We start from the raw sequence: 25,342 nt of genomic DNA on the forward strand, positions 1-25,342 counted from the left end.
CGCCCCGCCCCTGAACCGAGGGAGTTCCATGCCGACCGTCGACATCCTCCTGCCCGGCTTCGGCCTCGACACCGATCAGGGCTATCCCGCCTTCTGCGGAGTGTTCCTGGTACGCGGCCCCGACGCCGCCGGACGGCCCCGGAACATCCTCGTCGACGCCGCCCACGTAGGCCGCCGTCCCTTCCTGTGGACGGCGCTCGCCGAGCACGGTCTGTCCGCCGACGACATCGACACCGTCGTCCTCACCCACGCCCACTGGGACCACGTGCAGAACATCGACCTGTTCCCCTCGGCGACCCTGCTCGTCCACCCCGACGAGCGCCGGTACGCCCACACCCCGCACGCCAACGACTGGGCCACGCCCGCCTGGACGGGACTGCTGCTGGAGCAGCTCCCCGTCCGCGAGGTCACGGACGGGGAGGAGATCATCCCCGGAGTCGAGGTCCTCGGCCTGCCCGGCCACTCCCCGGGCAGCATCGGCCTGGTGGTGCGCACCGAGGCCGGGCGGGCCACGATCACCGGCGACGCCCTGCACTTCGCGTACGTCGCCACGACCGGGCGCAACCCCCTGGTCTTCTGGGACGCCGACCAGGCGGAGCGCAGCATCGGGCGGATCCTGGAGGTGTCCGACGTGATCTATCCGGGCCACGACCGCCCGTTCCGGCTCGCCGCGGACGGCGGCATCGACTACCTGGCTCCTTTCGCCCTCACCGTGACCGGAGTGGGGCCCGACACCCCGGGCCTCGGCTTCGCCGACTCCTCGGCCCGGCCGTCGTGGGTCATGCCGGGCATTCAGGAGCAGCGCGCGCTGTACGAGAAGAACGCCGACGACAGCCGGCGGAGGATCAGCCGGGTGCCGCGGGTGGTCCGACCGGCGCGGGCTCCCCGAGCAGCCGGGCCAGGGAGCGGTTGAGCCGGGCGAAGAACGGGCCGGGCTCCTCGCGCGGGAAGAAGTGACCGCCGGGCACGAGGGTCAGCCGGAAGTCGTGCGCGTACCGCTCCCACGCGCGCACCCGTGCCGGGTCCACCAACGGGTCGTCGAGGCCCGCGAACGCCTCGACGACCAGGGGCAGCCGGGCCCGCTCGTCGTCCGGGTCCGGCAGCCCCGCCCGACCGTGGCTCGCGCAGACCCGCAGGTCGTCCCGGACGATGGGCAACAGCACCCGCAGCCAGTCCGCCCGCTCCAGGAACCGCGGGTCCATACCGCCGAAGTCGACCAGCAGCCGGGCCAGTTCCCGGTCCTTGTAATGGTCGGGCAAGGGCAGCGTGGGCGTCAGGTGCGGGGCCGCGTACGCGCCGAGGAACAGCGCCCCGGGGCCGCGGCCCCCCGCACGCAGCCGTGCGGCGGCCAGGGCGGCGGCCACCAGGGCGCCCATGCTGTGGCCGTACGCCGCCCAGGGGCCCTCGTCGAGGTACGGGGCGAGATCCCGCCCGAGGGCCGCGACGAGTTCCCCGGCGTCCTGGAAGCGGGGTTCCCGGTACCGCGCCTCGCGCCCGGGCAACTGCACCGGCAGCACATCCACGCCCGGCGGGACGCGGTCGGCCCAGGAACTGAAGAACGAGGCCCCGCCGCCCGCGTGGTGGAAACAGAACAGACGCAGCCGGGCATCCGTCCGGGGTGTCCGGCTGAGGCAGGGCACCGCGGTGGTGGTGGTCATGCGGGTGCTCCGGCCGACGTACCGTTCAGGCGGCGGCGGGCGCGCAGGACGCGGGCGCGCGCCGAGGCCGCCCGGCGCACCGGTCCCGCCGTGCCCGCCATCCGCAGCGCCTGTGCCAGCAGCCACAGCCGGGTCTCGGCGGCCTGCTCGGGCCGCCCGCCCAAGGTGTCGTTCTCCACCAACCGCAGCCGTGGCACGGTCCGCCCGAGCAACTGCGCGTCGGAGTAGGGCACGACCTCGTCGTCGCGGCCGGCCACACAGGCGACCGGGACACGCAGTCCGGTCAGCCGCTCCTCGGCCACGCCCCAGTCGGCCAGCTCGGCCGGGATCCGCTCCACCGGCGTGCGCATCAGGTGGGACAGGGTGAGGTCCACCAGCCGCGGCAGCGGTGCGTGCTCCGCGACCCGGGCGAAGAAGTCCCGCACCGGCGTCCCGACGACGGCCAGGCCCCGCACCCGGTCGTCGTCCAGCACATGACGCAGGGCCAGATGCCCGCCGAAGCCGAGACCGACGACGCAGGTGCGGGAGGTGTCGGCGGCGCGGCCGAGCAGATCCAGGAGGTAGGTGAGCATGTGCACGCTGTCCGTTCCGTAGGTGAGGGAGTTCTCGCCGACCCCCGGCAGCTCGGTGACCACGACGGCCGCGCCGAGCCGGTCGGACTCGGCGAGGACCGGCGCCCACTGCTCCTTGACGCCGGCGATGCCGCCGATGACGAGGATCAGCGGGAGCCGGTTGCGCAGCGACAGACCGGTGGCCCAGCAGGCGAAACCCGCGTCCTCGAACGGCAGATCGAGCCGGGAGACGCCCCGGACGCCTCTGCGCCAGCGGTCGAAGGCCGCCACGCAGGCCTGTTGCGCCGCGAGCCGGTCCGGGCCGTCGACGTACGGGAAGCGGGCCATCGCGTAGGAGCGGACCGCGTCCAGATCGCGGCCCCGTGCCTCGGCCGCCATCGCGAGCGAGGACCAGGCATGGGTCCAGGCGCCGGGCCCCTCGTCCTCGCCGAGGTGACGCAGCACCCGGTGGATGACATCGCCGGGGATGCCCTGGGCGTAGGCGTGCGGAAGGGCGAACCTTCGTAGCTCTGCCATGGGGATCATCGGGCTGCCTCCTTCTCCTTCTCTTTCACCTTCTCTTTCTCCTTTTCCTTGACCAGTCGGGCGACAAGGGTCCGGATCCGCCTGCCGAGTCCGGGGGACCAGACCACGTCCAGGTGGGTGTCGAGGAACAACGCGTGGAAGTGCAGACAGGCGTCGGGCCTCTGGGGTGCGGAGTCGGTCGCGGGAGGGTTCATCGCTCCGTCACCACCTGGTACATGTGCCGGAACGTCCTGACCTCCAGCAGATCGGCCACCGGGATCCGCCGTCCGACGGCGCGCTCCACCACGGTCACCAGGCGCAGCAGCAGCACCGAGTCCCAGTCGGGGAAGTCGTCGAGGGGCCGGTCGAGGTCCTCCTCCTCCAAGTACAGGCCGAGCTCCTCCTCCAGGAGCGTGCGGAATTCCGCGGTACCGGCGAGGGCGGTGGTCATGGGCGGTCTCCGTCATCGGGCCCGAACGCGGCGCGCAGCCGCAGATGGGCGGGGGCGGGGGCGGGGTCGCGCAGGTCGTGCCGGAAGAAGACGGCGTCGGGGTCGTCCGGGTCGGTGCCGACCGCGGTGAAGCCCTGGTCGGCGTAGAACGCGGCGAAGGCGGCGTTGCGCGGCGACGGCAGATAGCGGCCCGCCACGGCCCGCGCCTCGGTGTCGCGGGCGAACTCCAGCACCGCGGACAGGCAGGCGCTCTCGATGCCCCGGGCGAACACCCGGCAGCTCAGGGCGAAGTTGTCGATGCGCACCACCTCCCCGTCCCGGCGCAGGAACAGCGCGCCGACCAGGCCGTGGTCGCCGAACCGGTCACGCGCGTGCACCGCGATCACATGGTGTCCCGGGTGCGTCATCCGGTCGGCCACCTGCGGGACGTCCAGCCGTTCGGTGGCCAGGTGGAACTGGTTGGTGCGCAGGGTGAGTTGGGAGACCCGCCCGAGTTCGGCCTCGTCCGGTGGGCGGAGGGTGACCTCCAGGCCGAGCCCGTCGAGGTAGTCCTGGTAGGAGGCGACGTCCTCGCGGAACTCCTGCCGTCGGGCCTCGGTGCGGTACCGGTCCGCCCGCTCCAGGTCGGCCTCGGTCAGCTCGAACACGTCGAACCAGCCGTCGGCCAGCAGCGCCGAAGGGTGCAGGGCGGGTTCGTCGTCGACGCGGACCACGGCGACCTCGGGCAGCTGCTCGCCGACCAGCCCGCACTCGAAGAGGCTGTCGTCGGCGAAGACGAAGCTGTCCAGGCCGAGTCCGAGCCGCCCGGCGATGTCCCGGAGATTGTCGTGCTTGGGCTTCCAGTTGGCGCTGACCTGGACGAAGTCGGACTCGCGCAGCACCATGGCCGGATGCGTCCGCAGCGTGCGGCTCACGGCGTCCGCGTCGTTCTTGCTGCTGATCGCGAGCAGCACCCCCTGGGATCCGAGTTGCCGGAGCACCCGCTGGAACCCCGTGAAGGCCTCGCCGCGCAGCCCCGCACCGAGCTCGATACCGCCGGGCCCGTCCTCGCCGAGCACGCCGCCCCACAGCGTCCCGTCCAGGTCCAGCACCAGGACCTTGCGGGTCCGGCCGAGGCGGGCGCGGACGATGTGCGCGGCCTCCCGGGCGTAGGCGGCCAGCAGCGGCTCGGACAGCCGGGCCCGCGCGTACTGGGCGGCGCGCGGTTCACCGGCGGGCACGCCCTCGCCGATCAGCGGATCGAGGTCGACGACGGCCACGCCCGGGTGTTCGGCGGCGAGCGCCAGCAGCCCGCTGTTGAACTCCCGCCACACCGCGCCGAGCCGGGCGCGGCAGCGCAGATCGACCAGTTGGTGCGTGAAGTGGCGGTGCAGCGGGACGGTGTTGAGCACGAGCAGGCCGCGGCTGGCCCGTTGATGGGCGGCTACGGCGGCGGTCAGCAGCGCGAGTCGGGTCCGCGCCGCGTTCTCGACGTCCTCGGCCCGCCAGGGCGCGGTGAGGCCGCCGAAGACCGTGTGCGCGTCGAGCACGCACAGGGTGAGGTGCGGTCGCTCCCGGTCCTCCGCCGGGTCGGCCGGCCGCATCAGGTCCTGCACATACGACCCGTAGGGGGCGACCTGCGCGTCCAGCAGCAGTCCGTGGCGGGCCAGTTCGGCGGTGAGCGGTCCCACCACCGGTGCCACCGTGGACTCGCCCGTCACGGCCACGGAGACCACCGGCACCTCGGGCACGTGACGCCGCACCTCCGCCGGGTCGAGCCGGGCCAGCAGCTGGCCCGCGGCCGGGAGGTCGGCCCGGGGCATCCGGGACAGCAGCGTCCGCACCGAGCCGTACTCTTCGGCCAGCCGTCCGGCCCGGTACAGGCCGCGCAGGGTGGTCAGGGCCGCCGCGTCGTGCCAGCCGGCCGTGGCCGCCGGGCTCGGGATCCGTTCCTCGGCCTGGGTCATGACCGCTCCAGGGCGATACCGGACTTGATCCATTTGCTGGACTCGACGGCCACCGCGACGGCGCGCCCGGGACTGTCCCACTGCTCAAGGAGTTCGGCGAGCTGGAGGAAGGGCAGGGCGTTGCCGTTGTTGCCGACGGTGCGCACCACGTTGATGCGCCGGGCGCCCGGGGCGGGCATGGCCGCCGAGATACGGTCGCTCATCCGGCCGGAGAGCTGCGGGGGCAGCAGGAAGTCCACCTGGTCGGCGCCCCAGCCGAGGTCGCCGAGGAGTTCCCAGAACGTCTGCTGGGCCAGGAGCGGCACCGTCTCCTCGATCGCCTTGTAGTCCTCCGAGACCGCCGGACGGTCGCTGTGCCGGTCGCCGAGCCCGAACCAGTCGATGATCTGGCCGGGTTCCCTGCCCAGGCCCACCAGCCGGTTGAGCACCTGCCGGACGGCGATGCCCGCGCCGAGCGGTTCGGCGCTGAGCACGGCCGCGCCGGCCCCGTCGCCGAAGAGGGCGTAGTTGACGAGTTCGGCGGAGGTGCGGGTACCGGGGTCGAAGTCCCGCTCCAGGTGCTTGGCGCACACATCGCCGCCGATCACCAGGACGGTGGCGCAGCGCCGGGCCAGGAGCAGAGTGCGGGCCACGTCGAGGGCCTGCACGGCGCCGGCGCACCCGGACTGGAGCTGGTAGGTGGGGGTGTTGTCGATGCCGAGCCGGTCGGCGACCAGGTTCACCGTGGCGGGCATCAGATGGTCCGGGGTCGCGGTGCCCATGACGACGCAGTCGATGTCGGCCGGATCGAGGCCGGCCTCCGCCAGCGCCCGGTCGGCGGCAGTCGCCGCGATGTCGGCCAGGGTGTGCCGCACCTGACCGGTGGCCAGGTCGACGGCGAAGTAGCGGCTGGTGTTGCCGATGAACATCTCGGCCCAGGTCTCGTCGAGGCCGACGAGTTTGGCCAGGGTCGCGTTGTCCACGGGGTCCCCGGGCAGGCAGGTGCCGACCGAGGCCAGGTGCGCGGTGGGTGCGTTCATCGGGCGGTTCCTTCCGCGGTCAGGGTCACGGCCGTGCCGGCGAGGCCGCGGCTGTGCAGATACCGGACGAGGTCGCCGACGGTGCGCATGCTCTCCAGCAGTTCCTCGACCGGGAGCGTGCCGAGCCGGGGCAGCTCGTGCTCGATCCGGGCCTTCAGCTCCACGGCCTGGATCGAGTCGAAGCCCAGGTCCTCGTGGAGCCGGGTGTCGTCGTGCACCAGGTCCGGGTCGTGTCCGCCGACCCGGCACACCAGCAGGCGTGCCAGTGCGGCCAGGGGGTCCGGCTCGTCCCCCGCCGGGGTCGGCGGACACGGTTCCCCGCGGTCCGTGAGAGGCGGTACCGCGGAGTCCGCGCCAGGGGGGACGGGGGGCGCGGACGGTTCCGGACGGGTCGGGGCGGCGCCGGAGCGCCAGGCGCGGAATGAGTCGTCGAACAGATAGGGCGGCAGCCGTCGGGGCAGCCGGTCGGACTCGGGGTACAGCACGTCCCAGCCGGGGGTGAGGCCCGCACACCACAGCTCGCCGAACAACTGCTGGGGCCGGTGTCCGGGGGCGCGCTCGCCGGGATGCGCGGTGTGCAGGCTCACCGGGGAGCCGGCCTCCGTCCGCAGCCGGGACAGCAGCGGGGTGAGCACCGCGGCCGGGCCGATCTCCACCACATGGGTGACGTCGGTGGCGAGCAGCGCGAGCGCGGCCTCGGCGAACCGCACCGGCGCGGTGATCTGTGCCGCCCAGTAGTCGGCGTCCAGGGTTTCCTCGTCGGCCAGTTCCCGGCCGTACACGGTCGAGAAGACCGGGAGGTTCGGGCGCCGGTCGGCGGCGTCCGCGCAGGCGCGGCGGAACTCCTCGACGACCGGCACCATCAGCGGCGAGTGGAAGGCGTGGGAGACCGCGAGCGGCCGTGCCGCCACCTTGCGTTCGGTCAATTCGGCGGTGAGTGCGGCGAGTTCACCGCGGTCTCCGGAGATCACGGTGCGGCGGGGGCCGTTGGCGGCGGCCAGACCGAGCCGCTGCCGTCCCGCGAGCAGCGGCTCGGCCTCCGCGGCGTCGAGGGCCACCGCGAGCATCCCGCCGTCGTCGGGCAGCGTCTCCATCAGCTGTCCGCGCCGGGCGACCAGTCGGGCGGCGTCCGCCGGGTCGAGCGCTCCGGCCACGCAGGCGGCGGCGAACTCGCCGATGCTGTGCCCGATGACGTAGGCGGGCCTGATCCCGGCCTCGGCCAGGGTGGCGGCCATTGCGTACCCGACCGCGAACAGCGCGGGCTGGAGCAGTCCCGGGCGCTGCAACTCCGGGTCGTCGTCGAGGAGCAGATCCCGCACCGACCGCCCGGTGTGCGGGGTGAGCAGCTGGTCCATGGCGTCGAGGTGGCGTGCGTAGGCGGGGCACGACCGGTACCAGGACGCGGTGGTCCGGGGGTCCTGTGCGCCCTGCCCGGTGAAGGCGAACGCCACCGACGGCGCCGCGCGCCGCCCGGTGCCCGCCGGGCCCCTCTCGTCCACCCGCTGTGCCGCCTCCCGCAGCCCCGCCACCAGCGTGGGCAGGTCGGCGGCGGCGACGGCCACCCGGTGCGGCAGCCGGGACTTGACCCGGTTGCTGGTCCAGCACAGCTGCGCCAGCTGGTCGCCCGGACGGCGGGCGAGGGCGTCGGCCTGGGCTAGCAGATTGGCCCGCAGCCGGTCCGCGCCCCGGGCGGAGACGGTGAACACGCCCGGCGCCCCGGGACGGGTCCGATGGGTGGTCCGGGGCGCGGAGGCCAGCACCGCGTGGGCGTTGCTGCCGCCCATGCCGAAGCTGCTGACCGCGGCGTGCACGGTGCCGGAGCCCAGCCGGAGCGGCGACCTGAGCAGGTTCAGCCGCTGTCCGGGCAGGTCGAGTCGCGGGTTCTCGTCCTGGGCGTACCGGCTCGGCGGCACCGTACGGTGATGCAGCGCGAGGACCGCCTTGATGAGCCCGGCGATGCCCGCCGCGCCCTCGGCGTGCCCGAAGTTGCTCTTGACCGAGCCCAGCGCGACGCTGCCGCCACCGCGGCCGCTGGTCAGTCGGCCGAGCGCCTGGGCCTCGATGAAGTCACCGAGCAGGGTGCCGGTGCCGTGCGCCTCGATGAACCCGATGTCGTCGGCGGTGATGCCGGCCCGCTGCCACACCGACTCGATCAGCTGCTCCTGCGCCCAGCGGTTGGGCGCGGTGATGCCGTTGCTGCGGCCGTCCTGGTTGCTCCCGGTCTCCTTCAGTACGGCGTACACCGGCTGACGGTCCGCCAGGGCGTCGCTCAGGCGGCGCAGTACGAGCACGGCCACGCCTTCGGCGCGCCCGATCCCGTCCGCCGCCGCGCTGAACGGCTTGCACCGGCCGTCCGGCGCCGAGAGACCGGCCTGGGTGTAGAAGATGTTGATGGCCGGCGTCATGATCAGGTTGGTGCCGGCCACCAGGGCGTGATCGCACTCTCCCCAGCGCAGCGAGTTCATGGCGAGGTGGACGGCGACGAGCGAGGAGGAGCAGGCCGTGTCCACGGCCAGGCTCGGCCCCTTGAGGTCGAGGTGGTACGAGACGCGGTTGGCGCCCATGAAGTAGCCGTTGCCGGAGCCGTGGCGGGCGGTGATCCGGTCGTAGTCCCCGAGGGCCAGGAACGCCCACTCGTTGGCCATCACGCCGACGAACACGCCGGTCGCGGTGCCGGCCAGGTCCTGGGGTGCCATCGCGGCGTCCTCGATCGCCCGCCACGAGCACTGCAGCAGCAGCCGCTGCTGCGGGTCCATCGCCGCGGCCTCGCGTGGCGCGATGCCGAAGAAGGCGGGATCGAAGGCGTCGGGGTCGTGGAGGAAGCCGCCGCGCACGGTGTTGCTGCGGCCGGGCGGCCGGCTGTCGTGGGCGGTGTCCGGAGCGGACGGGGCAGCGAGGTGATAGCGCTCGGCGTCCCAGCGCTCCTCGGGCACGTGGCCCGTGCCGTCGCGTCCGTCCATGAGCAGCGCCCAGTACTCCTGGGCGTCGCGGGCGCCGGGAAAGCGGCAGTCGAGACCGACGACCGCGATGGGCTCGCGCACGCTCATGACGGGTTCCCGCCGTCCGCCGCCCGGTCGGCCAGCCGGTCGGCGAGATGGGCGGCGATCGCGTGGACGGTCGGGAAGTCGTACGCGATCGTGGGGGACACCGGGATCCGGTACTTCTCCTCGATCTCGCCGCAGATGCTGATCGCCGCGACGGAGTCGATGCCGTAGTCGGCGAGCGGGGTGTCCGGGTCGATCTCCTCGGCCGCCTTGCGCAGATGGAAGGCGACCCGCCCGGTCAGCCACGGTTCGAGGTCGGGTGATTTTCCGCGGGGCGAGGGCCGGTCCACCGGCTCGGCGTGACGGGCGGCGCGGGTTTCGGGGGCGATGCTCATGGTGTTTCTCTCTCCGAGGGGCTGAGGGCTGCGGGTCTCAACGGCGGGTGACGGCGGGCTCCGGTGTCTCGCCCGCGGTGGTGACCAGGGCGGCGACCGGGGGCTGGAGCCGCTGGTGCAGCACCGGCAGGACGCCGTCGAGGAAGAGCCGCCGCATGAGGGTGCGCTGCGTCTTGCCGCTGGTGGTCTTGCGGATGACGCCGGGCCGCACCAGCACCACGCTCACGGCGGGCAACTGGAACCGACGGCTGAGCAGGGACTGCACGGAGGCGCCGAGCTGGGCCGGCTCGCTCTCCTCGGTGGCGTCGGCCCGCAGTTCCTGCACCACGACGACGTGCGCGCGCTCGGACGTCTCGTCGGTGACGGTGAACACCGCGCCCCCGCCGCGCCGGAACGCCTCCCCGGACTCCTGTACGGCCTGCTCGATGTCCTGCGGGTAGAGGTTGCGGCCGTGCTGGATCAGCATCTCCTTGATCCGCCCGGTGACATAGAGCTCCTCGTCGAGCAGGGCCCCGAGGTCGCCGGTGCGGAAGAAGCCCGCGCGGCCGTCCGCGGTCACCGCCCGGAACGACTCGGCGGTGAGTTCCTCGCGGTTCCAGTAGCCCGTGGCCACCGACCGGCCGCGCAGCCAGATCTCGCCGACCTGGCCGCCGGGCAGCACCCGCAGGGTCACCGGGTCCACGATCAGCACTTCGGTGTCCTTCGGCCGGCCGCAGCCGACCAGGGTGCGGGCGGGCCGGTCGGTGCGGGCGGGCCGCAGCTCGTCCTGCTCCAGGGCGTGGGCGTCCACGGTGAGTTCGACGTGGGCGGCCTCGGTGTCCCCGCTGGAGACCAGCAGGGTGTTCTCCGCCAGGCCGTAACAGGGCAGGATCGCCTGCGGGCGCAGCCCGTTGCCCGCGAAGCGGCCGACGAAGGCGCGCAAGGTCTCGGCGCGCACCGGCTCGGCCCCGTTGAGGGCCACCCGCAGGCTGGACAGGTCCAGGTCCGCGGACTGCTCCTCGGTGACGCGGCGGGTGCACAGCTCGTAGCCGAAGTTGGGGGAGGCGGTGCCTTCGACCCGGTAGTCGTGGATCATGCGCAGCCAGCGGTGCGGTTGCTTGATGAAGGCGATCGGCGACATCTGCACGCTGGTGCCGCCCACCCACAGCGGGTGCAGGGTCATGCCGATGAGCCCCATGTCGTGGTAGAGGGGCAGCCAGCTGCCCGCCACGACGCCGTCCGGGGTCACCATGGCGCCGCGGATGGCCTCCTCGTTGGCGGCGAGGTTGGCGTGCGTGACCATGATGCCCTTCGGCTCGCTGGTGGAGCCGGAGCTGTACTGGAGGAAGGCCACGTCCGACTCGGTGACGCGGGGCGGGGTCCACAGGTCGGGGTCGGCCGTCTCGGCGTCCCCGCCGGTCGCCAGGCACAGCACATCCCGCTCTCCCGAGGCGGCCAGCCAGGCGCTGATGCCCTGCCGGTACTCCGGGAGCGTCAGCACCGCTCCCACATCGGCGTCCCGCAGGATGCCGTGGACGCGGGCCAGCCGTTCGCCCGGTTCGTCGGGCAGCGGTGCGGGGATCGCCGTGCGCCCCGCGTAGAAGCAGCCCAGGAAGGCCGTGACGAAGTCCAGGGTCGGCGGGTAGAGCAGCAGTACCGGACGCGAGCGGTCCTTCCGGGACGCGTGCTGCAGCCGGGTGGCCACCAGGCGGGCCCGGCGGTCCAGTTCGGCGTAGCTGAGCTGCTCGGGCCGCATGTGCGGGCCGTCCTCGTGCAGGTAGACGAACGCGGGCCGCTCCGGATGGCGGTCCACGCCGGTGCGTACGGCGTCCGTCATCGTCCGGAACTGAAGCTGGTGTGGCACGGGCTGTCCTCTCCCAGAACCGATCCTTGCGGCGGCACCGAGTGCCATCCGATGTCTTCAGCCTTGGGGTGCCGTGAAAAGGCGGCGTAAAGCGAAAATTGGTGCGCGCGTCAAGGGTTTGGGGTTGTAGGCCTGGCCGGTTGCGACGGTGGGTGCCTGCCGGGACACGTACCGTGCTGGCACGCGGTGCCTAAAGGATCGATGAGAGGGAGGACGGCGTGGGCGAAGCGGACGTACCCGGTGTTGGGGCCGCGGCGGGACCGTTCCCGGTCGGTCCGCTGCCTCCTGGCGGGCATGCCGTCTGCCTCGGGCGGCTGGACGAGTGGGCCCGGGGTGCGTCCGCGGGCGAACCCGTCGTCCGGGCCCGGTCGTCGGGATCCCGGCTGCTGCTGCGCCATGCGGTGGCCGCGGCCGACGGCACACCACCGCACCACGTGGTCCTGGACCAGGACGGCCATGGACGGCCGGTCCTGCGCGCCCCCGCGGGGCTGGACGTGAGCATCAGCCATACGGCCGACGTGCTCGTCGTCGGCGTGGCGCGCGGCCGGCGCATCGGCGTGGACGTGGAGGCGCGGGACCGCCCGCTGCTGGCGCCCGGGCTCGCCGAGAAGTTCTGCCACCCGGAGGAACTGGCCGAGCTGCGCGAACTGCCGCCCGCCGAACGCAATGCGCTGCTGGTGCGGCTGTGGACGCTCAAGGAGGCGTACACGAAGGCGCTCGGCGTCGGTCTCGCGCACGACTTCGCACGCCTGCGCCCCCGGCCCGTCATCGGGGGCGGCTGGTGGCTGGAACCCTCCGCCCCGGGCTGGCGGCTGCGGTGCGATCCGGTCATGGACGGCTTCATCGTCGCCCGCGCACTGGGACCTGACGGTCTGTGAGCAGGGATCCGGGCAATCGAGTCAACGGTGTATCGATACACCGTTGACTCGATTGCCCGCCGGGTCTAGCGTCGAGGCCGCACGGCACCGAACGGCACTCGGCTCACGATCACCCTCTTCTCGTCGAGGAGCGGACATCCGTGACAACTCAGTCCCGCCGCAAGCCCTTTGACCACACGGCACAGACCGGGCATCCGCACCGCTGGCGCGTTCTCGCGGTGCTCCTGGTCGGCCTGCTGCTCGTGGTCCTGGACACGTCGATCCTCAACGTGGCCCTGAAGACCCTGGCCGAGCCCGCGCCCGAGGGCCTCGGCGCCTCGCCCGGCGCGTTGCAGTGGTCCATCGACTCCTACACCCTCGTCTTCGCCGCGCTGCTCCTCACCACCGGCGCGCTCGCCGACCGCTGGGGACGAAAACGCGTCCTGCTGGCCGGACTCGCCGTCTTCGGCGCCTGCTCCCTGTGGTCCGCCTACGCCCGCAGCGCCGACGAACTGATCGTCGCGCGGGCGGGGTTGGGGGTCGGGGCCGCCCTGGTGCTGCCAGCCACTCTGGCGATCATCATGGCCGTCTTCCCGCCCGCCGAGCGTGCCCAGGCCATCGGTCTGTGGGCCGGTGCCGCCGGACTCGCCGTCGCGCTCGGGCCGATCACCGGCGGCGCGCTGCTCGAACACTTCTGGTGGGGCTCGGTGTTCCTGATCAACCTGCCCATCGTGCTGATCGGCGCGGTGGCCGCCCTCGTCGTCGTCCCCGAGTCCAAGGACCCCGCCCGCGGCGGCCTGGACCCGCTCGGCGCCGTGCTCTCCGTCGCCGGGCTCACCTCGCTGGTGTACGGCGTGATCCGGGGCGGGGAGTCCGACCACTGGGCGCAGGCCGCCGTGTGGGCGCCGATCCTCGCCGGCCTGCTGATCCTGGGCCTGTTCGCCCTGTGGGAGCACCGCACCGCACGGCCCGCGCTGGACGTCGCCCTGTTCACCGTCCGCCGCTTCTCGGCCGCCGTGACCGTCATCGGCCTGGTCTTCTTCGCCCTGCTCGGCGCCACCTTCTTCCTGGTGTTCTATCTGCAGAGCGTGCGCGGCTGGACGCCGCTGGAGGCCGGGTTCCTGCTACTGCCCCTGGCCCTGGCCCAGTTGGCCTGCTCGGCACCGGCCACGCTCCTGGCCAAGCGGATCGGGGCCGGGCCGGTGTGCGCCACCGGCATGCTGCTCACCTCACTCGCCTTCCTCGCCGTGGCCGGCATCGACGAGCGGACCGAGGTGTGGGTCATCGAATCCGTCCTGTTCGTCATGGGCCTCGGCATCGCCTGCGTGATGCCGCCCGCGACCTCGGCCGCCATGTCCGCCGTCTCCCAGGACCGGGCGGGCACCGGCTCGGCGGTCACCACCACCTTCCGGCAGGTGGGCGGCGCCCTCGGCGTCGCCGTCCTGGGCTCGGTCCTCTCCGCCGCCTACCGCTCCCGGATCGAGGAGCACCTCGGGCCACTGCCCGCCCCGGTCCGCGACAGCGCGCGGGAGTCCATCGCCACCACCCTCACCGTCGCCAAGGAACTGGGCCCGCGCGGTGCGCCGCTGGCCGGCCGGGCCGTGGACGCGTTCGTCGCAGCCATGCACCTCACGGCCCTCGTCGCCGCCGGCGTCACCCTGCTCGGTGCCTTCGTCAGCCTGCTGTTCCTGCCCTCCCGTACCTCCGCCGGAGCCCCCGGCGCCCAGGAGGCGGTTACGCGAGAAGTCCACACCACGGAGGTCTGAGCCGCATGCCCCACGTCGACCCACCCACGGCCGGCCCGGGACCCTCACCCCGGGGCGGCCGTCAGCGCGACCCCGCCGCCGACCAGGCGATCCTGCACAGCACCCTGGGCCTGCTCAGCGAGGGGTGCAGCTTCGGCGACCTGTCCATGGACCTGGTCGCCCAGCGCGCGGGCGTCGCCCGGGCCACCATCTACCGCCGCTGGCGCAACAAGGAGGAACTGGTGCTGGCCGCACTGGGCAGCCTGGACCTGCCCGTGCCGCCACTGGACGGACTCAGCCTGCGCGAGCGGCTGGTGGCGCTCGTCGACCAGCTCCGCCACCGCGGTCAGGACACCCACCTGCACCGGCTGATCGGCAGCCTGCTCGGCGAGGCCGTACGCCGCCCGCAGCTCGTGGAGCGCTTCGAGAACACCGTCGTCGCCGCCCGGCACGAGGCGCTCCTGCGGGTCCTGACGGACGGCATCGACAGCGGTGAACTCCGCGCCGACCTCGACCTCGACGACGCCGTCGAGATCCTCACCGGCCCGATGGCCGCCCGCCTGATCCTGCGCCAACGCCCCGTGGAATCAGCGGCGTTCGCCGAACGCATCGTCGACACGTTTCTGAACGGAACCCGCACGATCCGGGCCGGCACCAGCCCGGCCACCCCACCGGAGCACCTCCCTCGACCAGAGGAGCCGCTGCCATGAAATTCCTCTTCGACGACCCCGCCTTCGACTACCAGGCACTGCGCGCCGCCGGCTACGCCGACTACGGTGGCGCGCAGCTCGGCGAGGTCGTCGCGGTCGCTTCCCGGATCCCCGGCGGAGACACCGACGCCTGGCGGCACGCCTGGACCTCGCTCGCCGAACGCGTCCACGGCCTGGCCGTCACGGCACGCGGCGAGGGCCGCACCGACTCCGCCCGCGCCGCCCTGCTGCGGGCGCACAACTACTACCGGACCGCCGAGTTCTTCGAACGCGACGACCCGCGCGGCGCGGAGGCGCTGCGGCTGATGCGGCTGTCCCGGGAGACCTTCGCCGACGCCGCCGAACTCATGGAGCGCCCACCGCAGTTCATCCGCATTCCCTACGAGGACACCTCACTGCCCGCCTACCTGTACCGGGTCGACGACTCCGACCTGCCCCGGCCGACGATCATCCACCACGGCGGGCTGGACTCCACGGTCGAGGAAGGCTACTTCTTCGTGGCCGCCGCGGCCCTCGCCCACGGCTGGAACTGCCTCTGCTTCGAAGGGCCCGGACAGGGCTCCGTGATCCGCGACCAGGGTCTGGTCTTCCGGCCCGACTGGGAGCGGGTCGTCACCCCGGTCGTGGACCACGTCCTGACCCTGCCCGGCGTCGACCCCGACCGCCTGGCGCTGGTCGGCACCAGCCTCGGCGGCCTGCTCGCGGTGCGGGCGGCGGCCTACGAGCACCGGCTGGCCGGCTGCGTCGCCCATGACGCGGTCTGGCAACTGGGCGATGTCGTCGCCCTGCCGCCGTTCGTGCTGGAGTGGGTCGACCAGGGACACGACGACTTCGCCAATCCGGTCATGTGGGGGATCGCCGCCCAGCAGACCTTCACCCGCTGGCTGCTGCGCCACGCGCTGTGGACCTTCGGCACCGACACCCCGGCCGGACTGCTGCGCCGGCTGCCCGAGTTCGACCTGTCGGAGGTGATCGAGCGGGTGTGCTGTCCCGTGCTCGCCATGGACGCGGAAGAGGACATGTTCTTCGCCGGACTGGAACACGCCAAGAAGGTCTACACCGGCCTGAACTCGCCCAAGACGCTCCAGGTGTTCACCGCGGACGAAGGCGGCGGGGCGCACTGTCACTCGGGCGCCATGCGGCTCTTCCACGACCGGCTGTTCGCATGGCTGACCAAAACCCTCGGGCCCGGACAGCCGGCCGGAGTCTGAGCGTGTCGGCCATGGACCGTGCAATTCGAGCGGCCGAAATTCATTTCCGCAACCCGAATCCGGGCTCCTCGAGTTCTATTGTCTTTAATGGCGGTGTAACAGGGAGGGGGTGGTGGCGAGAGGTGGGCTAACATATGCTTCACGCACTGGTCGCAATATCGTCGATCAGGTGCGTCCCGGACCTGGGGACGGACGGGGGAACCAGAATCAGTTGAATGCGTGCATACGCATTCTGGGGGGTTTGCTGTGGCCCTGTCCTCTGTACAGGCTGACCAGCCACTGCGCTACGACCTGCTCGGGCGCCTGCGGGTGACCCGGGGCGGCGCCGACCTGACGCCCGAGCCGCCCAAGCTCGCCAAACTGCTCTCCTTGCTCCTGATCAGGGCTGGTGAGCCGGTGGCCGGTGAGAAGCTCGTGGCGGATCTGTGGGAGCAGGATCCGCCACGCTGCGCGGTGGCCAGCCTGCGCGTGTACATATCACAACTGCGGAAAATTCTGAGCACGCCGCGAGGAATATCACCCATCGTCACGACGGCTCCCGGATATATTCTGGACACGAGCGGGGCGGTGACGGATCTCCATGAATTCGAGATGCTCTACGGTCGTGGCCGGGAACGGTATGGGGCGGCTGATTTCCACCATGCCGCCGAACTTCTCCGCCGGGCGCTGTCGCTGTGGCGGGGGCCGGTACTGGAGGGCATTCCCGGATCGCTGGTCATCGATTCGTTCACCACGGTCCAGGACGAGAAACGGCTGAATTGCACCGAACTGTGGATGGAGTCGGCGCTGGCGCTCGGCTGCCATCACGAGATGATCGAGGAACTGCGCGGCCTGGTCCTCCAGCATCCGCTGCGGGAGCCCTTCCACCACCAGCTGATGGTCGCCCTGTACCGGGCGAACCGCCAGGGCGACGCACTGGCGGTGTACCGCAGTGCCCGCCGGGTGCTCAGAGAGGAACTGGGAGTCGAGCCCGGACCGTCCCTACGCCTCGCCCACGAGGCGATCCTGCGAGCGGATCCGGCCCGCTTGGAGGCTGCCGGGGTCATTCCCGCGCTGCACTGAGCGCCCGGCATGCGGACCTGAACGCCGAGGTTCTTCGCCAGGCCCTGCGGTTCACGCCAGGGTGACATCCATGCCGCCCTCGGCCAGGAGGTCGAGGGTCAGGCCGAAGAGGTCGTAGGGGTGGCCGTCCGGGGACAGGGCGTGGGACAGGTGCTCGCGGGCGGTCGTGGCGTCGTGCCAGAGCAGGGTCGCGGGTGCGGTGTAGCCGAAGGTGCCCCGCAGACAGTCGTCGACGGCGGCGAGGCAGCCCCCGAAGTAGCCGCCGGGGCCGTTCACCGCTTCGCCGAGCGCCAGATAGAGGCCCGGTTCGTCGGTGATGTGGCGGCCGTCGAGTTCGTAGGCGTGGCCGGCCGGCCGGTCGCCGATCGTGCGATAGGCGGTTCGCTCCCTGACCAGGTCGTGCCAGGCCCAGCGGTGTCGGGTGTCGAGGCCGGACCAGGCGGCCGCGGTGGCGGGCGGCCCGGTGAACCACCGTTCCCAGACGGGCCGGACGTGTTCGGGGACGGGCGTGCGGAGTTCTCCGTCGAGCTCCAGGTCGAATCAGGTCCGCGTCGTGCGGGGAGGGGCGCCAGGCACTGACTCTGGCCCAGACCAGGCGTTCGGTGAGCCGCTCGCCCCGGTCGTCCCGTATCTCCAGGGCCGCCTGCTCCAGGTCCAGCGCCCGCCGGGTGCCCTTCGCCAGCGCCGCCCGTAGCTCGTCACCCTGGGCGAGCCCCCGCAGGACGAGCGGCGGCGTCGACCGCCCGGGCGGCAGGACACGGGTGAACTCCCGGCAGGAGCCCAGCCATCGGTGGCCGTCATGCACGCGGACGCGGCCCCGGTGTCCCTCGGGCGGGCCTTCGTAGTCGTCCAGGCCGGTGAGCACGAGACTGTCCGTCGCGAGGGGCCGCTTCAGCCTCTCCGCGTCCTCCAGCAGCCAGGGTTCGAGTGTCTCGTCGTCCGGTACCAGCCAGACCCGGTGGCCGACCCAGCCGTCCACGTCCGCTCGCGGAACCCAGCCGAACAGCTCGTAGGTACCGCGGTCGGGTTCCCCGAACAGCCCGTCCGCCTCGGCGCAGGTGCCCCAGGCGTACCCGTGCTCCGTCTCGGTCAGCGTGTACCGCGCTCGCCCGCGATGGTTCTCGTCCTCGTGCACGCCCGGAATCATGCCGGGACCGGGTCCCGGCGGCGAAGTCATTTACCCAGGGGCCGAGTCAGCGGCGTGAGCGCACCCGGGCGTCCTTCGGCGGGTCGATGAACTGCAACTCCAGCGTCACCGGCGGCTTTGCCACCCCGGGTCCGCCCGCCGCCACCCAGCGCACCACCTCGTCGGTGCTGTCGTGGTCCGTGGCGAAGCCGATCCAGGTGGGACGTCCGCCCGCGCGGCGCCCCGCGGCCGAGGGGCCCACGACAATGACGTTGGCCTGGTCGCAGGGGCCCAGGCAGTCGGTCGTACGGATGCGGACGCCGTGCTCGGCGGCCGCGGCGCGCAGGACCTCCAGTTGCCCCTCGTGATCGGTGCCGGGGTGCTTGCGGGCGTTGCCGCAGCAGCAGCCGCGGCAGACGACGAGGGTGCAGGCGGACCGGGTCAGGGAGGTGGTGCGGGGCGTCGAAGGCATGACAGAAGTCTGAGCCCCGCGGTGACCGTCGTGATCACCGGGCCCCGCGCTGCGTATGGTTGACGGCGTGACCGACAGCAGCAAGCGGCCGCTGGCCGTGTTCGATCTGGACAACACCCTCGCCGACACCGCCCACCGGCAGCGGTTCCTGGAGTCCAAGCCCCGTGACTGGGAAGGCTTCTTCGCCGCCGCGCCCGCCGACCCGCCGATCGCCGAGGGCATCGCGCTGGTGCGGGACAGCGCCGAGGAGTGCGAGGTCGTCTATCTGACCGGGCGGCCCGAGCGCTGCCGCGCGGACACCCTGGAGTGGCTCGCGGCCCAGGGACTGCCCGAGGGGCGGGTGTACATGCGGCGCGACAACGACCGCCGGCCCGCCCGCCGCACCAAGCTGGAGATCCTCCGCCGCCTCGCCAGGACCCGGGAGATCCGGGTCCTGGTGGACGACGACGAACTCGTCTGCGCGGACGCCGAACAGGCCGGGTTCCGGGTCGTACGGGCGCGCTGGACCGCCCCTTCCGCCGCGCTGAAGTCCGCGCAGGAGCGGGAGGGGCGGACCTGAGGTCCGGCCCCTCGCTCAGCCGGTCTCGTCCAGGCGGAAGCCGACCTTCATGGTCACCTGCCAGTGCGCGATCTGCCCGTCGTTGAGCTGGCCGCGCACGTCGACCACCTCGAACCAGTCCAGGTTGTGCAGGGTCTGCGAGGCCCGGTTGATGCCGTTACGGATCGCCTGGTCCACGCCTTCGGGCGAGGTGCCGACGATGTCCGTGACCCGGTAGGTGTGGTTCGACATGTGGGTGCTCCTCTCGCACACGCGTCACTCCACCGTGCCCCAAGGCGGGGCATCGCGCGAGCCGTCCGTCACCGTGCCACGCTCAGTGACAGCGCGAACCGGCCCTCCTCGTCCGTCCACCAGTGGGACAGTTCGAGCCCCGCCGCGGCCAGCTCGGCGCGTACGCCCTCCTTCCGGAACTTCGCCGAGATCTCGGTGTGGAGCTCCTCGCCCGCCGCGAAGTCGACGGCCAGGTCCAGCGCGGGCACCTTCACCGTCTGCGCGGTGCGGGACCGCAGCCGCATCTCGATCCACTCGTTGTCGGCGTCCCACAGCGCCACATGGTCGAAGGCGCCGGGATCGAAGTCGGCGCCGAGTTCCCGGTTGACGACCGTGAGGACGTTCTTGTTGAACTCGGCCGTCACCCCGGCCGCGTCGTCGTACGCCCGCACCAGCACCTTCTCGTCCTTCACCAGGTCGGTGCCGAGCAGCAGGGCGTCGCCGGGCGCCAGCAGGGCGCGGACCCGGGCGAGGAAGTCGGCGCGCTCGGCGGGCAGCAGATTGCCGATGGTGCCGCCGAGGAACGCCACCAGCCGGGGTCCGGGGGTGTCGGGCAGGGTGAGCCCGCCGGTGAAGTCGGCGATGAGCGCGTGCACATCGAGTCCGGGCCGTTCCTCGATGAGGGCGTGTCCGGCCTGGGTGAGCGCGCTGTCGCTGACGTCGACGGGGACGTAGGTGTGCAGTTCGGTGAGCGCGTCGATGAGGTACCGCGTCTTCTCCGAGGAGCCGGAGCCCAGTTCGACCAGGGTCCGGGCGTGGGTCGCGGCGGCGATCTCTCCGGCGCGGGCGATGAGGATCTCGCGTTCGGCGCGGGTCGGGTAGTACTCGGGCAACTCGGTGATCCGCTCGAAGAGTTCGCTGCCGACGGCGTCGTAGAACCACTTGGGCGGGAGGGTCTTGGGGGTGCGGGTCAGGCCGTGCAGGACGTCGGCGCGCAGGGCGGCCTCCGTGGCGTCCTCGGGCAGTTGGCGGGTGAGATGGAACGGGCTCACGTGCGGGGCTCCTTGGAGGGTGCGGGTGCCGAGTTCTCGCCCGGCTCCTTCAGCGGAGTGAGAGTGACGTCCGTGCGGCTCGCGAGGAGGAGCGTGCGGTCCGGGACCTCGTGCCAGAGCGGATCGTCGTCGTACGGTTCGGAGGCCACGACCGTGCCGTGGCCGGGCGTCGTGCGGTACCACAGGGTGTCGCCCCAGGTGGTCGCCGCGATGCCGGCGCCGCTGGTCAGCAGCAGGTTCAGCCGGGCGCCCGGCGCCGCCTCGGCGACCTCCCGGACGGTGTCGGCCAGCGCCTGGCCCTCGGCGTCCCCGGCCCGCAGCCTGGCGAGGACCAGCGCCCACACGAACGCCGAGTCGTTACGGGCCTCCAGGGACAGCAGATCCGTCGCGGACAGGGTGCCGGTCAGCGGCGCGAGGGAGCCGGGCCAGCCCGGTACGGCGCCGTTGTGGCTGAACAGCCAGGCACCGGAGGCGAAGGGCGCCGCGGCGGCCTCCGCGTCCGCACCGGACAGGGTCGCGTCCCGGACCGCCGCCAGCAGGCACGTCGTGCGGACGACGCGGGCCAGATCGGCGAAGGACAGGTCCGCCCAGATCGGCCCGGCCCGCCGGTACCGGGCCGGCACCGGATCCCCGGCCGCGTACCAACCGACGCCGAAACCATCGGCGTTGACCGTGCCGTACCGCTGGAGCCGGGGCGCCCAGGACTGCCGGTACAGCCCGTACGGGGGCTGCACCACGTAGGTTCCGAGTGGCTCCTCGGGCCCCAGATACGCCAGATGACGGCACATCAGACGCCCTCCGAGCAGGCCGTGCGGAACCCGGAGAAGATCTGCCGGCGGATCGGGTAGTCCCAGTTGCGGAACGTGCCCCGGCAGGCCACCGCGTCCACGGCGAACGAACCGCCGCGCAGCACCTTGTACTCCGGCCCGAAGAACACCTCCGAGTACTCCTTGTACGGGAAGGCGACGAACCCCGGGTAGGGCAGGAAGTCGCTCGCCGTCCACTCCCACACGTCCCCGATCAACTGCCGGACGCCGAGCGGTGATTCGCCCTCGGGGTAGCTGCCGACGGGGGCCGGGCGCAGATGCCGCTGGCCGAGGTTGGCGTGCTCGGGCGCGGGGTCGGCATCGCCCCAGGGGTAGCGCATGGAGCGGTCGCCGGCCGGGTCGTGCCGGGCGGCCTTCTCCCACTCGGCCTCGGTGGGCAGCCGCCGCCCGGCCCAGCGGGCGTAGGCGTCGGCCTCGTACCAGCTCACGTGCACCACCGGCTCGTCCGGCGGCACCACCTCGGTCACCCCGAACCGGCGGCGCAGCCATTGCTTGCCGTCGCGCTTCCAGAACAGCGGTGCGTGGAGGGAATGCTGCCGGATGTGGGCCCAGCCCGCCGGGTCCCACCAGCGTTCGTTGTCGTAACCGCCGTCCTCGATGAACGCCTGGTAGGCGCCGTTGGAGACGGGCGTGGTGTCGATGTGGAAGGCGGCCACCTCACGCCGGTGCGCGGGGCGTTCGTTGTCCAGCGCCCAGGGTTCGGTGGAGGTGCCCATGGTGAACGGGCCGCCGGGGACGAGGACTTCGGCCGGGCCGGTCTGCAACGGGGCCGGTTCCGGGTCGGGGGCGGTCAGGGCCTGCGGGCCGGTGCGGAGCTGATGGGTGATCAGCATGGTCTCGTCGTGTTGCTGTTCGTGCTGGGCGATCATCCCGAAGGCGAAGCCCGCCTCGGTCAGCCGGCTGCCGCCGAACGCGGTGCTCTCCAGCAGGTCGAGCACCCGCCCGCGCACCTCGGCCGCGTAACTGCGGGCCTCGGCGGGCGGCAGCAGCGGCAGCGAGGGGCGCTCGGAGCGCGGATGCTCGAAGGCGTCGTAGAGGCCGTCTATCTCGGGCCGCATGGCCTCCCGGCCGGCGACCGCCCGCAGCAGCCACTGCTCCTCCTGGTTGCCGATGTGCGCCAGGTCCCACACCAGCGGGGACATCAGCGGGGAGTGCTGCGCGGTCAGGTCCGGGTCCTCGACGCAGCTGGTGAGCAGCGTGGTGCGGTCCCGGGCCGTGATCAGGGTGGTCAGGGCCCGTTCCCGGAGCGCCTCGGTCTCGGTCATGACGTGCGGTCCTTCCCGTGCAGGCGGTCGAGCAGATCGTCGGCGGGACAGCGGCCCCGGGCGATGTAGCGATCCCGGTACGCCGCCACGGCGGCCGTGACCTCGGGGGCGGCGCCCATCCTCGGCAGCGCCTCCAGCGCGGCGGCGAAGCAGACGACCGCAGCCTCGTGCAGCTCCGGGTCGGTCAGGCCGTCGCGGGCCGCGTCGGTCCACAGCGGGTTGTGCGGCGCGGGCAGCGGCCGGGCCCGTTCGCTGAGCGGCTTGACCGCGCGGTAGGCGGTCTCGGCGGCCTGCGGATCGTCGAACAGCGCGGCCGTGACGGCGAGCGGGACGATCCAGCCGTCCTCGCCGGGCTGGGCGTCGATCATCCGCAGTTCCAGATGGCCGCGCGGTCTGACCGGCGGGAACAGGGTCGTCACGTGGTAGCCGAGATCCTCCTCGGTGGGCGGCCTGGGCACCGCCGACCGGGTCCACTCCCGGAAGGTGAGCCCCTCGGGCACCTCCCAGGGGCCCTGGTCCTGGCGTACGCACATCACCGGCGCGTCCAGGACGTGCCGGGCCCACGCGGCGCGCGGATCGCCGTCCAGCGGGGGAGCGCCCGCCCGGCCCGCGCCGATCTCCATCCACAGCAGTTGCCGGGTGGAGCGCCAGCCGGTGGGCTCGTTCCCGGCGAGGGGGGAGTTGGCGAAGGCGGCCACCAGCACCGCGCCGAGCTGGTGGGCGAGCCACCAGCGCCGCACATGGCCGAGGGGGCCGGGCTCCTCGTGGCCGGCGTCGAGGCAGACCTGGACGGAGGCCGAGGTGCACATCATGGCGCGGCCGGCCGGACCTCTGCGGTCCAGACAGGCCTCCATGGCGTCGTAGCGGGGTTCGCGCAGATAGCGGCGGGGTTCGTGCCAGGGATCGTGGCCGATGCCGACCAGTCCCAGATCGTGCTCGCGCAAGGCGCCGCGGACGGCGTCGAGGTCGGCGGAGACGGTACCGATGCACTCCGTCAGGGAGGCGGCGGGCGGCGAGCTGAGCTCCAGCTGGCCACCGGGCTCGACGGTGAGCGCCGACCTCAGGGGCACGGTCCGCAGGGCGGCGTAGGCCGCCCGGAGTCGTTCGGGTGTGACGGGGAGCTGCGGGCTGCGCAGCTCGTGGACGAGCCATTCCACCTCGACACCTATGGTGCGGGGCGGTCCGGTCTTGAAGCAGATACCTCGGACCAGGGCCTCGACCTCGGCCTCGGAGACCGAGGTGCGGGGCCTGGTACAGCCGCTCGGCGAAGAGCTGCTGGACGAATCTGGCATATCGGGATCCTCCTGATATTCCACCATGCCACCAGCCCGGCATTTCGGGTGGGCCGGGCAGGCACACTCGTCCCACCCAAGACGCTCAACCGGCTCGGCACAAGGGCGCCTCCCGGGATGTTCCGGATCGGTCACATCCAGTTCCCGCGCGTTTTCGGCGGCGTTCGTGGACCGGGAAACTCTGTTGCGCCTCCCGTAGAGCATCGCCCACGATGCCTGCATGAGCACGACGGGGGAGCGCGCCGGGCGCGCGCTCATGGCGTTCACGGGGGTGGCGCCATGAGCGCGCGCCTGCGGGGCATCGCACAGCAGACGGAGCAGATCGTGGCCGCGGGCCACTACACCGCAGGAGACGGCCGCGAGGTGCCGATCGCGGCGGCCGTGGAGGCCGCGCGGAGCGGTACGCGCATGTACGGGCCGGGCGCCGTCCCGGTCCCTTCCGCGCCGTCGGTGGACACGTTCTTCGAGGTCACGGGCGAGAGCAGCCTGGAGGCGGCGCGGCGGCTCGGTGACGGGACCGCCGTCCTGAACTTCTCCTCGGCCCGCAATCCCGGCGGCGGCTACCTGAACGGCGCGCAGGCGCAGGAGGAGGCCCTGTGCCGGGCCTCGGCGCTCTACACCTGCCTGGTCGGTGTCCGGGAGTTCTACGACCACCACCGCACCCACCGCGATCCCTTCTACACGGACCGCGTCATCCACTCACCCGCCGTGCCCGTCTTCCGCGACGACCGCGGGCGCCTGCTGGACGAGCCGTACACCCCGGGATTCCTCACCTCCCCGGCACCGAACGCGGGCGTCGTCCGGCGTACGGCGCCGGAACGCGCGGCGGATGTCCCGGCCGCCCTCGCGGCCCGCGCCGAGCGCGTGCTGGAGGTGGCGGCGGTGCACGGCTACCGCGGGCTGGTGCTGGGCGCCTGGGGCTGCGGGGTGTTCCAGAACGACCCGGCGCAGGTGGCGGGCGCCTTCCGGGCGCTGCTCGGGCCGGGCGGGCGGTTCGCGGGCCGGTTCGAGCACGTGGTGTTCGGGATCCTGGACCGCACTCCGGGGACCAGGACGCGCACGGCCTTCGAACGGGCGTTCCCGGAGCGTCAGCTCCAGTCATAAGGCGCGCAGGACCTCAGCTCCAGCCGTAGCGCTCCCGCAGCCGGTTGCGGACCAGGTTGAACCGCATCCGGTCCAGCGCGCACGCCTCGCGCCGCATGCCCCGCTCGTGCAGCCGCAGCACCCGGTCGACATCGACCCAGGAGTCCCGCCCGGACCGGTCCCAGGGCCCGTTCCCGATCGGCACCCAGTCCCGCTGCGCGTCATGCCGCTTGCTGGACAACTGCACGGCGAGGAACGTGCCGCCCGGCTCACGGGCGACGACGAGCACGGGCCGGTCCTTGCCCCGGCCGTCGTTCTCCTCGAAGGGCACCCAGGTCCACACGACCTCCCCGGGGTCCGGGTCGCCGTCGTGCGCGGGCGAGTACTCGGTGCGCACCCGGCCCACCTCGCGGGGATCGGCCTCGGTGGTGGCGGAGGGGCCGTGGCGGCCGGGGACGTTCTCTTCGGTGGACGCAGTCACGGGGATCACGTTAGAGCG

The 25,342-nt window shown here is 72.7% G+C and carries 24 protein-coding genes and 1 pseudogene; 8 read left to right on the plus strand and 17 right to left on the minus strand.

Features of this window, described 5'->3' with window-relative positions; translation table 11 throughout:
- Nucleotides 1-28: 28 nt before the first annotated feature.
- Nucleotides 29-913 (plus strand): MBL fold metallo-hydrolase, encoded by an 885-nt coding sequence (locus STRCI_RS35590; protein ID WP_269663095.1) that lies wholly within the window; start codon nucleotides 29-31, stop codon nucleotides 911-913.
- Here STRCI_RS35590 and STRCI_RS35595 read toward each other — a convergent pair.
- The 9 genes from STRCI_RS35595 to STRCI_RS35635 are packed head-to-tail and all read right to left on the minus strand — an operon-like array spanning nucleotide 846 to nucleotide 11,372.
- Nucleotides 846-1,658, minus strand: coding sequence for a thioesterase II family protein (locus STRCI_RS35595; protein WP_269663096.1), 813 nt, complete (start codon nucleotides 1,656-1,658; stop codon nucleotides 846-848). The genes STRCI_RS35590 and STRCI_RS35595 overlap by 68 nt on opposite strands.
- Nucleotides 1,655-2,755 (minus strand): alpha/beta hydrolase, encoded by a 1,101-nt coding sequence (locus STRCI_RS35600; RefSeq protein WP_269663097.1) that lies wholly within the window; start codon nucleotides 2,753-2,755, stop codon nucleotides 1,655-1,657. Before STRCI_RS35600 ends, STRCI_RS35595 begins: the two co-directional genes overlap by 4 nt.
- Nucleotides 2,752-2,949, minus strand: coding sequence for a hypothetical protein (locus STRCI_RS35605; RefSeq protein ID WP_269663098.1), 198 nt, complete (start codon nucleotides 2,947-2,949; stop codon nucleotides 2,752-2,754). The genes STRCI_RS35600 and STRCI_RS35605 overlap by 4 nt, the downstream gene beginning before the upstream one ends.
- A complete protein-coding gene (locus STRCI_RS35610; protein WP_269663099.1) occupies nucleotides 2,946-3,185 on the minus strand; it encodes a phosphopantetheine-binding protein in 240 nt (79 codons plus the stop codon). The genes STRCI_RS35605 and STRCI_RS35610 overlap by 4 nt, the downstream gene beginning before the upstream one ends.
- On the minus strand, nucleotides 3,182-5,131 hold the full coding sequence (locus tag STRCI_RS35615) for an HAD-IIIC family phosphatase (protein ID WP_269663100.1): 1,950 nt from the start codon (nucleotides 5,129-5,131) through the stop codon (nucleotides 3,182-3,184). Before STRCI_RS35615 ends, STRCI_RS35610 begins: the two co-directional genes overlap by 4 nt.
- Nucleotides 5,128-6,150 carry a 3-oxoacyl-ACP synthase III family protein gene (locus tag STRCI_RS35620; protein ID WP_269663101.1) on the minus strand — a complete coding sequence of 341 codons (1,023 nt, stop codon included), beginning with the start codon at nucleotides 6,148-6,150 and terminating at the stop codon, nucleotides 5,128-5,130. Before STRCI_RS35620 ends, STRCI_RS35615 begins: the two co-directional genes overlap by 4 nt.
- Complete coding sequence (locus STRCI_RS35625) at nucleotides 6,147-9,197, minus strand: type I polyketide synthase (RefSeq protein ID WP_269663102.1); 3,051 nt, start codon at nucleotides 9,195-9,197, stop codon at nucleotides 6,147-6,149. The genes STRCI_RS35620 and STRCI_RS35625 overlap by 4 nt, the downstream gene beginning before the upstream one ends.
- Nucleotides 9,194-9,529, minus strand: coding sequence for an acyl carrier protein (locus tag STRCI_RS35630; RefSeq protein WP_269663103.1), 336 nt, complete (start codon nucleotides 9,527-9,529; stop codon nucleotides 9,194-9,196). Before STRCI_RS35630 ends, STRCI_RS35625 begins: the two co-directional genes overlap by 4 nt.
- 37 nt (nucleotides 9,530-9,566) lie before the next feature.
- A complete protein-coding gene (locus tag STRCI_RS35635; protein WP_269663104.1) occupies nucleotides 9,567-11,372 on the minus strand; it encodes a fatty acyl-AMP ligase in 1,806 nt (601 codons plus the stop codon).
- A gap of 218 nt (nucleotides 11,373-11,590) precedes the next feature.
- On the opposite strand from STRCI_RS35635, the gene STRCI_RS35640 reads away from it, so the two are divergent.
- The 5 genes from STRCI_RS35640 (at nucleotide 11,591) to STRCI_RS35660 (ending at nucleotide 16,957) form a co-directional block, all read left to right on the plus strand.
- On the plus strand, nucleotides 11,591-12,250 hold the full coding sequence (locus STRCI_RS35640; RefSeq protein ID WP_269663105.1) for a 4'-phosphopantetheinyl transferase family protein: 660 nt from the start codon (nucleotides 11,591-11,593) through the stop codon (nucleotides 12,248-12,250).
- Nucleotides 12,251-12,390: 140 nt separating this feature from the next.
- Entirely contained in the window at nucleotides 12,391-13,995 is a 1,605-nt protein-coding gene (locus tag STRCI_RS35645; RefSeq protein WP_269663106.1) for an MFS transporter, read from the plus strand.
- A gap of 5 nt (nucleotides 13,996-14,000) precedes the next feature.
- Nucleotides 14,001-14,684 carry a TetR/AcrR family transcriptional regulator gene (locus tag STRCI_RS35650; RefSeq protein WP_269663107.1) on the plus strand — a complete coding sequence of 228 codons (684 nt, stop codon included), beginning with the start codon at nucleotides 14,001-14,003 and terminating at the stop codon, nucleotides 14,682-14,684.
- Complete coding sequence (locus tag STRCI_RS35655) at nucleotides 14,681-15,895, plus strand: alpha/beta hydrolase family protein (protein ID WP_269663108.1); 1,215 nt, start codon at nucleotides 14,681-14,683, stop codon at nucleotides 15,893-15,895. Before STRCI_RS35650 ends, STRCI_RS35655 begins: the two co-directional genes overlap by 4 nt.
- A gap of 246 nt (nucleotides 15,896-16,141) precedes the next feature.
- The gene (locus tag STRCI_RS35660; protein ID WP_269663109.1) at nucleotides 16,142-16,957 is read left to right on the plus strand and encodes an AfsR/SARP family transcriptional regulator; all 816 of its coding nucleotides are present in this window, start codon (nucleotides 16,142-16,144) and stop codon (nucleotides 16,955-16,957) included.
- A 51-nt stretch (nucleotides 16,958-17,008) separates the two neighbouring features.
- On the opposite strand, the pseudogene STRCI_RS35665 reads toward STRCI_RS35660, so the two are convergent.
- Together STRCI_RS35665 and STRCI_RS35670 are read right to left on the minus strand one after the other, a co-directional pair.
- Nucleotides 17,009-18,104 (minus strand): annotated as a pseudogene (locus STRCI_RS35665) (barstar family protein).
- A 46-nt stretch (nucleotides 18,105-18,150) separates the two neighbouring features.
- Nucleotides 18,151-18,555, minus strand: a complete 405-nt coding sequence (locus tag STRCI_RS35670; RefSeq protein WP_269663110.1) for a (2Fe-2S) ferredoxin domain-containing protein — start codon at nucleotides 18,553-18,555, stop codon at nucleotides 18,151-18,153.
- A 67-nt stretch (nucleotides 18,556-18,622) separates the two neighbouring features.
- On the opposite strand from STRCI_RS35670, the gene STRCI_RS35675 reads away from it, so the two are divergent.
- Nucleotides 18,623-19,114 carry a phosphatase domain-containing protein gene (locus STRCI_RS35675; RefSeq protein ID WP_269663111.1) on the plus strand — a complete coding sequence of 164 codons (492 nt, stop codon included), beginning with the start codon at nucleotides 18,623-18,625 and terminating at the stop codon, nucleotides 19,112-19,114.
- A gap of 15 nt (nucleotides 19,115-19,129) precedes the next feature.
- Here the strand turns inward: STRCI_RS35675 and STRCI_RS35680 are convergent, their stop codons facing one another.
- The 5 genes from STRCI_RS35680 to egtA form a co-directional block, all read right to left on the minus strand.
- Entirely contained in the window at nucleotides 19,130-19,345 is a 216-nt protein-coding gene (locus STRCI_RS35680) for a dodecin (RefSeq protein WP_269663112.1), read from the minus strand.
- Between the two features lie 68 nt (nucleotides 19,346-19,413).
- Nucleotides 19,414-20,376 (minus strand): L-histidine N(alpha)-methyltransferase, encoded by a 963-nt coding sequence (gene egtD, locus STRCI_RS35685; RefSeq protein WP_269663113.1) that lies wholly within the window; start codon nucleotides 20,374-20,376, stop codon nucleotides 19,414-19,416.
- Nucleotides 20,373-21,164, minus strand: coding sequence for an ergothioneine biosynthesis protein EgtC (gene egtC, locus STRCI_RS35690; protein WP_269663114.1), 792 nt, complete (start codon nucleotides 21,162-21,164; stop codon nucleotides 20,373-20,375). The genes egtD and egtC overlap by 4 nt, the downstream gene beginning before the upstream one ends.
- Entirely contained in the window at nucleotides 21,164-22,468 is a 1,305-nt protein-coding gene (egtB, locus tag STRCI_RS35695) for an ergothioneine biosynthesis protein EgtB (RefSeq protein ID WP_269663115.1), read from the minus strand. Before egtB ends, egtC begins: the two co-directional genes overlap by 1 nt.
- Complete coding sequence (gene egtA, locus STRCI_RS35700) at nucleotides 22,465-23,760, minus strand: ergothioneine biosynthesis glutamate--cysteine ligase EgtA (protein WP_269663116.1); 1,296 nt, start codon at nucleotides 23,758-23,760, stop codon at nucleotides 22,465-22,467. Before egtA ends, egtB begins: the two co-directional genes overlap by 4 nt.
- 279 nt (nucleotides 23,761-24,039) lie before the next feature.
- Here egtA and STRCI_RS35705 point away from each other — a divergent pair, with 279 nt between their 5' ends.
- Nucleotides 24,040-24,864 (plus strand): TIGR02452 family protein, encoded by an 825-nt coding sequence (locus STRCI_RS35705; RefSeq protein ID WP_269663117.1) that lies wholly within the window; start codon nucleotides 24,040-24,042, stop codon nucleotides 24,862-24,864.
- 13 nt (nucleotides 24,865-24,877) lie between these two features.
- On the opposite strand, the gene STRCI_RS35710 is transcribed toward STRCI_RS35705, so the two are convergent.
- The gene (locus STRCI_RS35710; RefSeq protein ID WP_269663118.1) at nucleotides 24,878-25,324 is read right to left on the minus strand and encodes a type II toxin-antitoxin system PemK/MazF family toxin; all 447 of its coding nucleotides are present in this window, start codon (nucleotides 25,322-25,324) and stop codon (nucleotides 24,878-24,880) included.
- Between the last annotated feature and the right edge of the window lie 18 nt (nucleotides 25,325-25,342).

It is taken from the genome of Streptomyces cinnabarinus, from assembly GCF_027270315.1.
Lineage (GTDB): Bacteria > Actinomycetota > Actinomycetes > Streptomycetales > Streptomycetaceae > Streptomyces > Streptomyces cinnabarinus.

What these genes read in the sequence shown, in the direction of transcription:
- STRCI_RS35590 (WP_269663095.1), top strand. Translation starts at nt 29, where the DNA reads ATGCCGACCGTCGACATCCTCCTGCCCGGCTTCGGCCTCGACACCGAT.
- STRCI_RS35595 (WP_269663096.1), bottom strand. Translation starts at nt 1,658, where the DNA reads ATGACCACCACCACCGCGGTGCCCTGCCTCAGCCGGACACCCCGGACG.
- STRCI_RS35600 (WP_269663097.1), bottom strand. Translation starts at nt 2,755, where the DNA reads ATGATCCCCATGGCAGAGCTACGAAGGTTCGCCCTTCCGCACGCCTAC.
- STRCI_RS35605 (WP_269663098.1), bottom strand. Translation starts at nt 2,949, where the DNA reads ATGAACCCTCCCGCGACCGACTCCGCACCCCAGAGGCCCGACGCCTGT.
- STRCI_RS35610 (WP_269663099.1), bottom strand. Translation starts at nt 3,185, where the DNA reads ATGACCACCGCCCTCGCCGGTACCGCGGAATTCCGCACGCTCCTGGAG.
- STRCI_RS35615 (WP_269663100.1), bottom strand. Translation starts at nt 5,131, where the DNA reads ATGACCCAGGCCGAGGAACGGATCCCGAGCCCGGCGGCCACGGCCGGC.
- STRCI_RS35620 (WP_269663101.1), bottom strand. Translation starts at nt 6,150, where the DNA reads ATGAACGCACCCACCGCGCACCTGGCCTCGGTCGGCACCTGCCTGCCC.
- STRCI_RS35625 (WP_269663102.1), bottom strand. Translation starts at nt 9,197, where the DNA reads ATGAGCGTGCGCGAGCCCATCGCGGTCGTCGGTCTCGACTGCCGCTTT.
- STRCI_RS35630 (WP_269663103.1), bottom strand. Translation starts at nt 9,529, where the DNA reads ATGAGCATCGCCCCCGAAACCCGCGCCGCCCGTCACGCCGAGCCGGTG.
- STRCI_RS35650 (WP_269663107.1), top strand. Translation starts at nt 14,001, where the DNA reads ATGCCCCACGTCGACCCACCCACGGCCGGCCCGGGACCCTCACCCCGG.
- STRCI_RS35655 (WP_269663108.1), top strand. Translation starts at nt 14,681, where the DNA reads ATGAAATTCCTCTTCGACGACCCCGCCTTCGACTACCAGGCACTGCGC.
- STRCI_RS35670 (WP_269663110.1), bottom strand. Translation starts at nt 18,555, where the DNA reads ATGCCTTCGACGCCCCGCACCACCTCCCTGACCCGGTCCGCCTGCACC.
- STRCI_RS35680 (WP_269663112.1), bottom strand. Translation starts at nt 19,345, where the DNA reads ATGTCGAACCACACCTACCGGGTCACGGACATCGTCGGCACCTCGCCC.
- egtC (WP_269663114.1), bottom strand. Translation starts at nt 21,164, where the DNA reads ATGTGCCGTCATCTGGCGTATCTGGGGCCCGAGGAGCCACTCGGAACC.
- egtB (WP_269663115.1), bottom strand. Translation starts at nt 22,468, where the DNA reads ATGACCGAGACCGAGGCGCTCCGGGAACGGGCCCTGACCACCCTGATC.
- egtA (WP_269663116.1), bottom strand. Translation starts at nt 23,760, where the DNA reads ATGCCAGATTCGTCCAGCAGCTCTTCGCCGAGCGGCTGTACCAGGCCC.
- STRCI_RS35705 (WP_269663117.1), top strand. Translation starts at nt 24,040, where the DNA reads ATGAGCGCGCGCCTGCGGGGCATCGCACAGCAGACGGAGCAGATCGTG.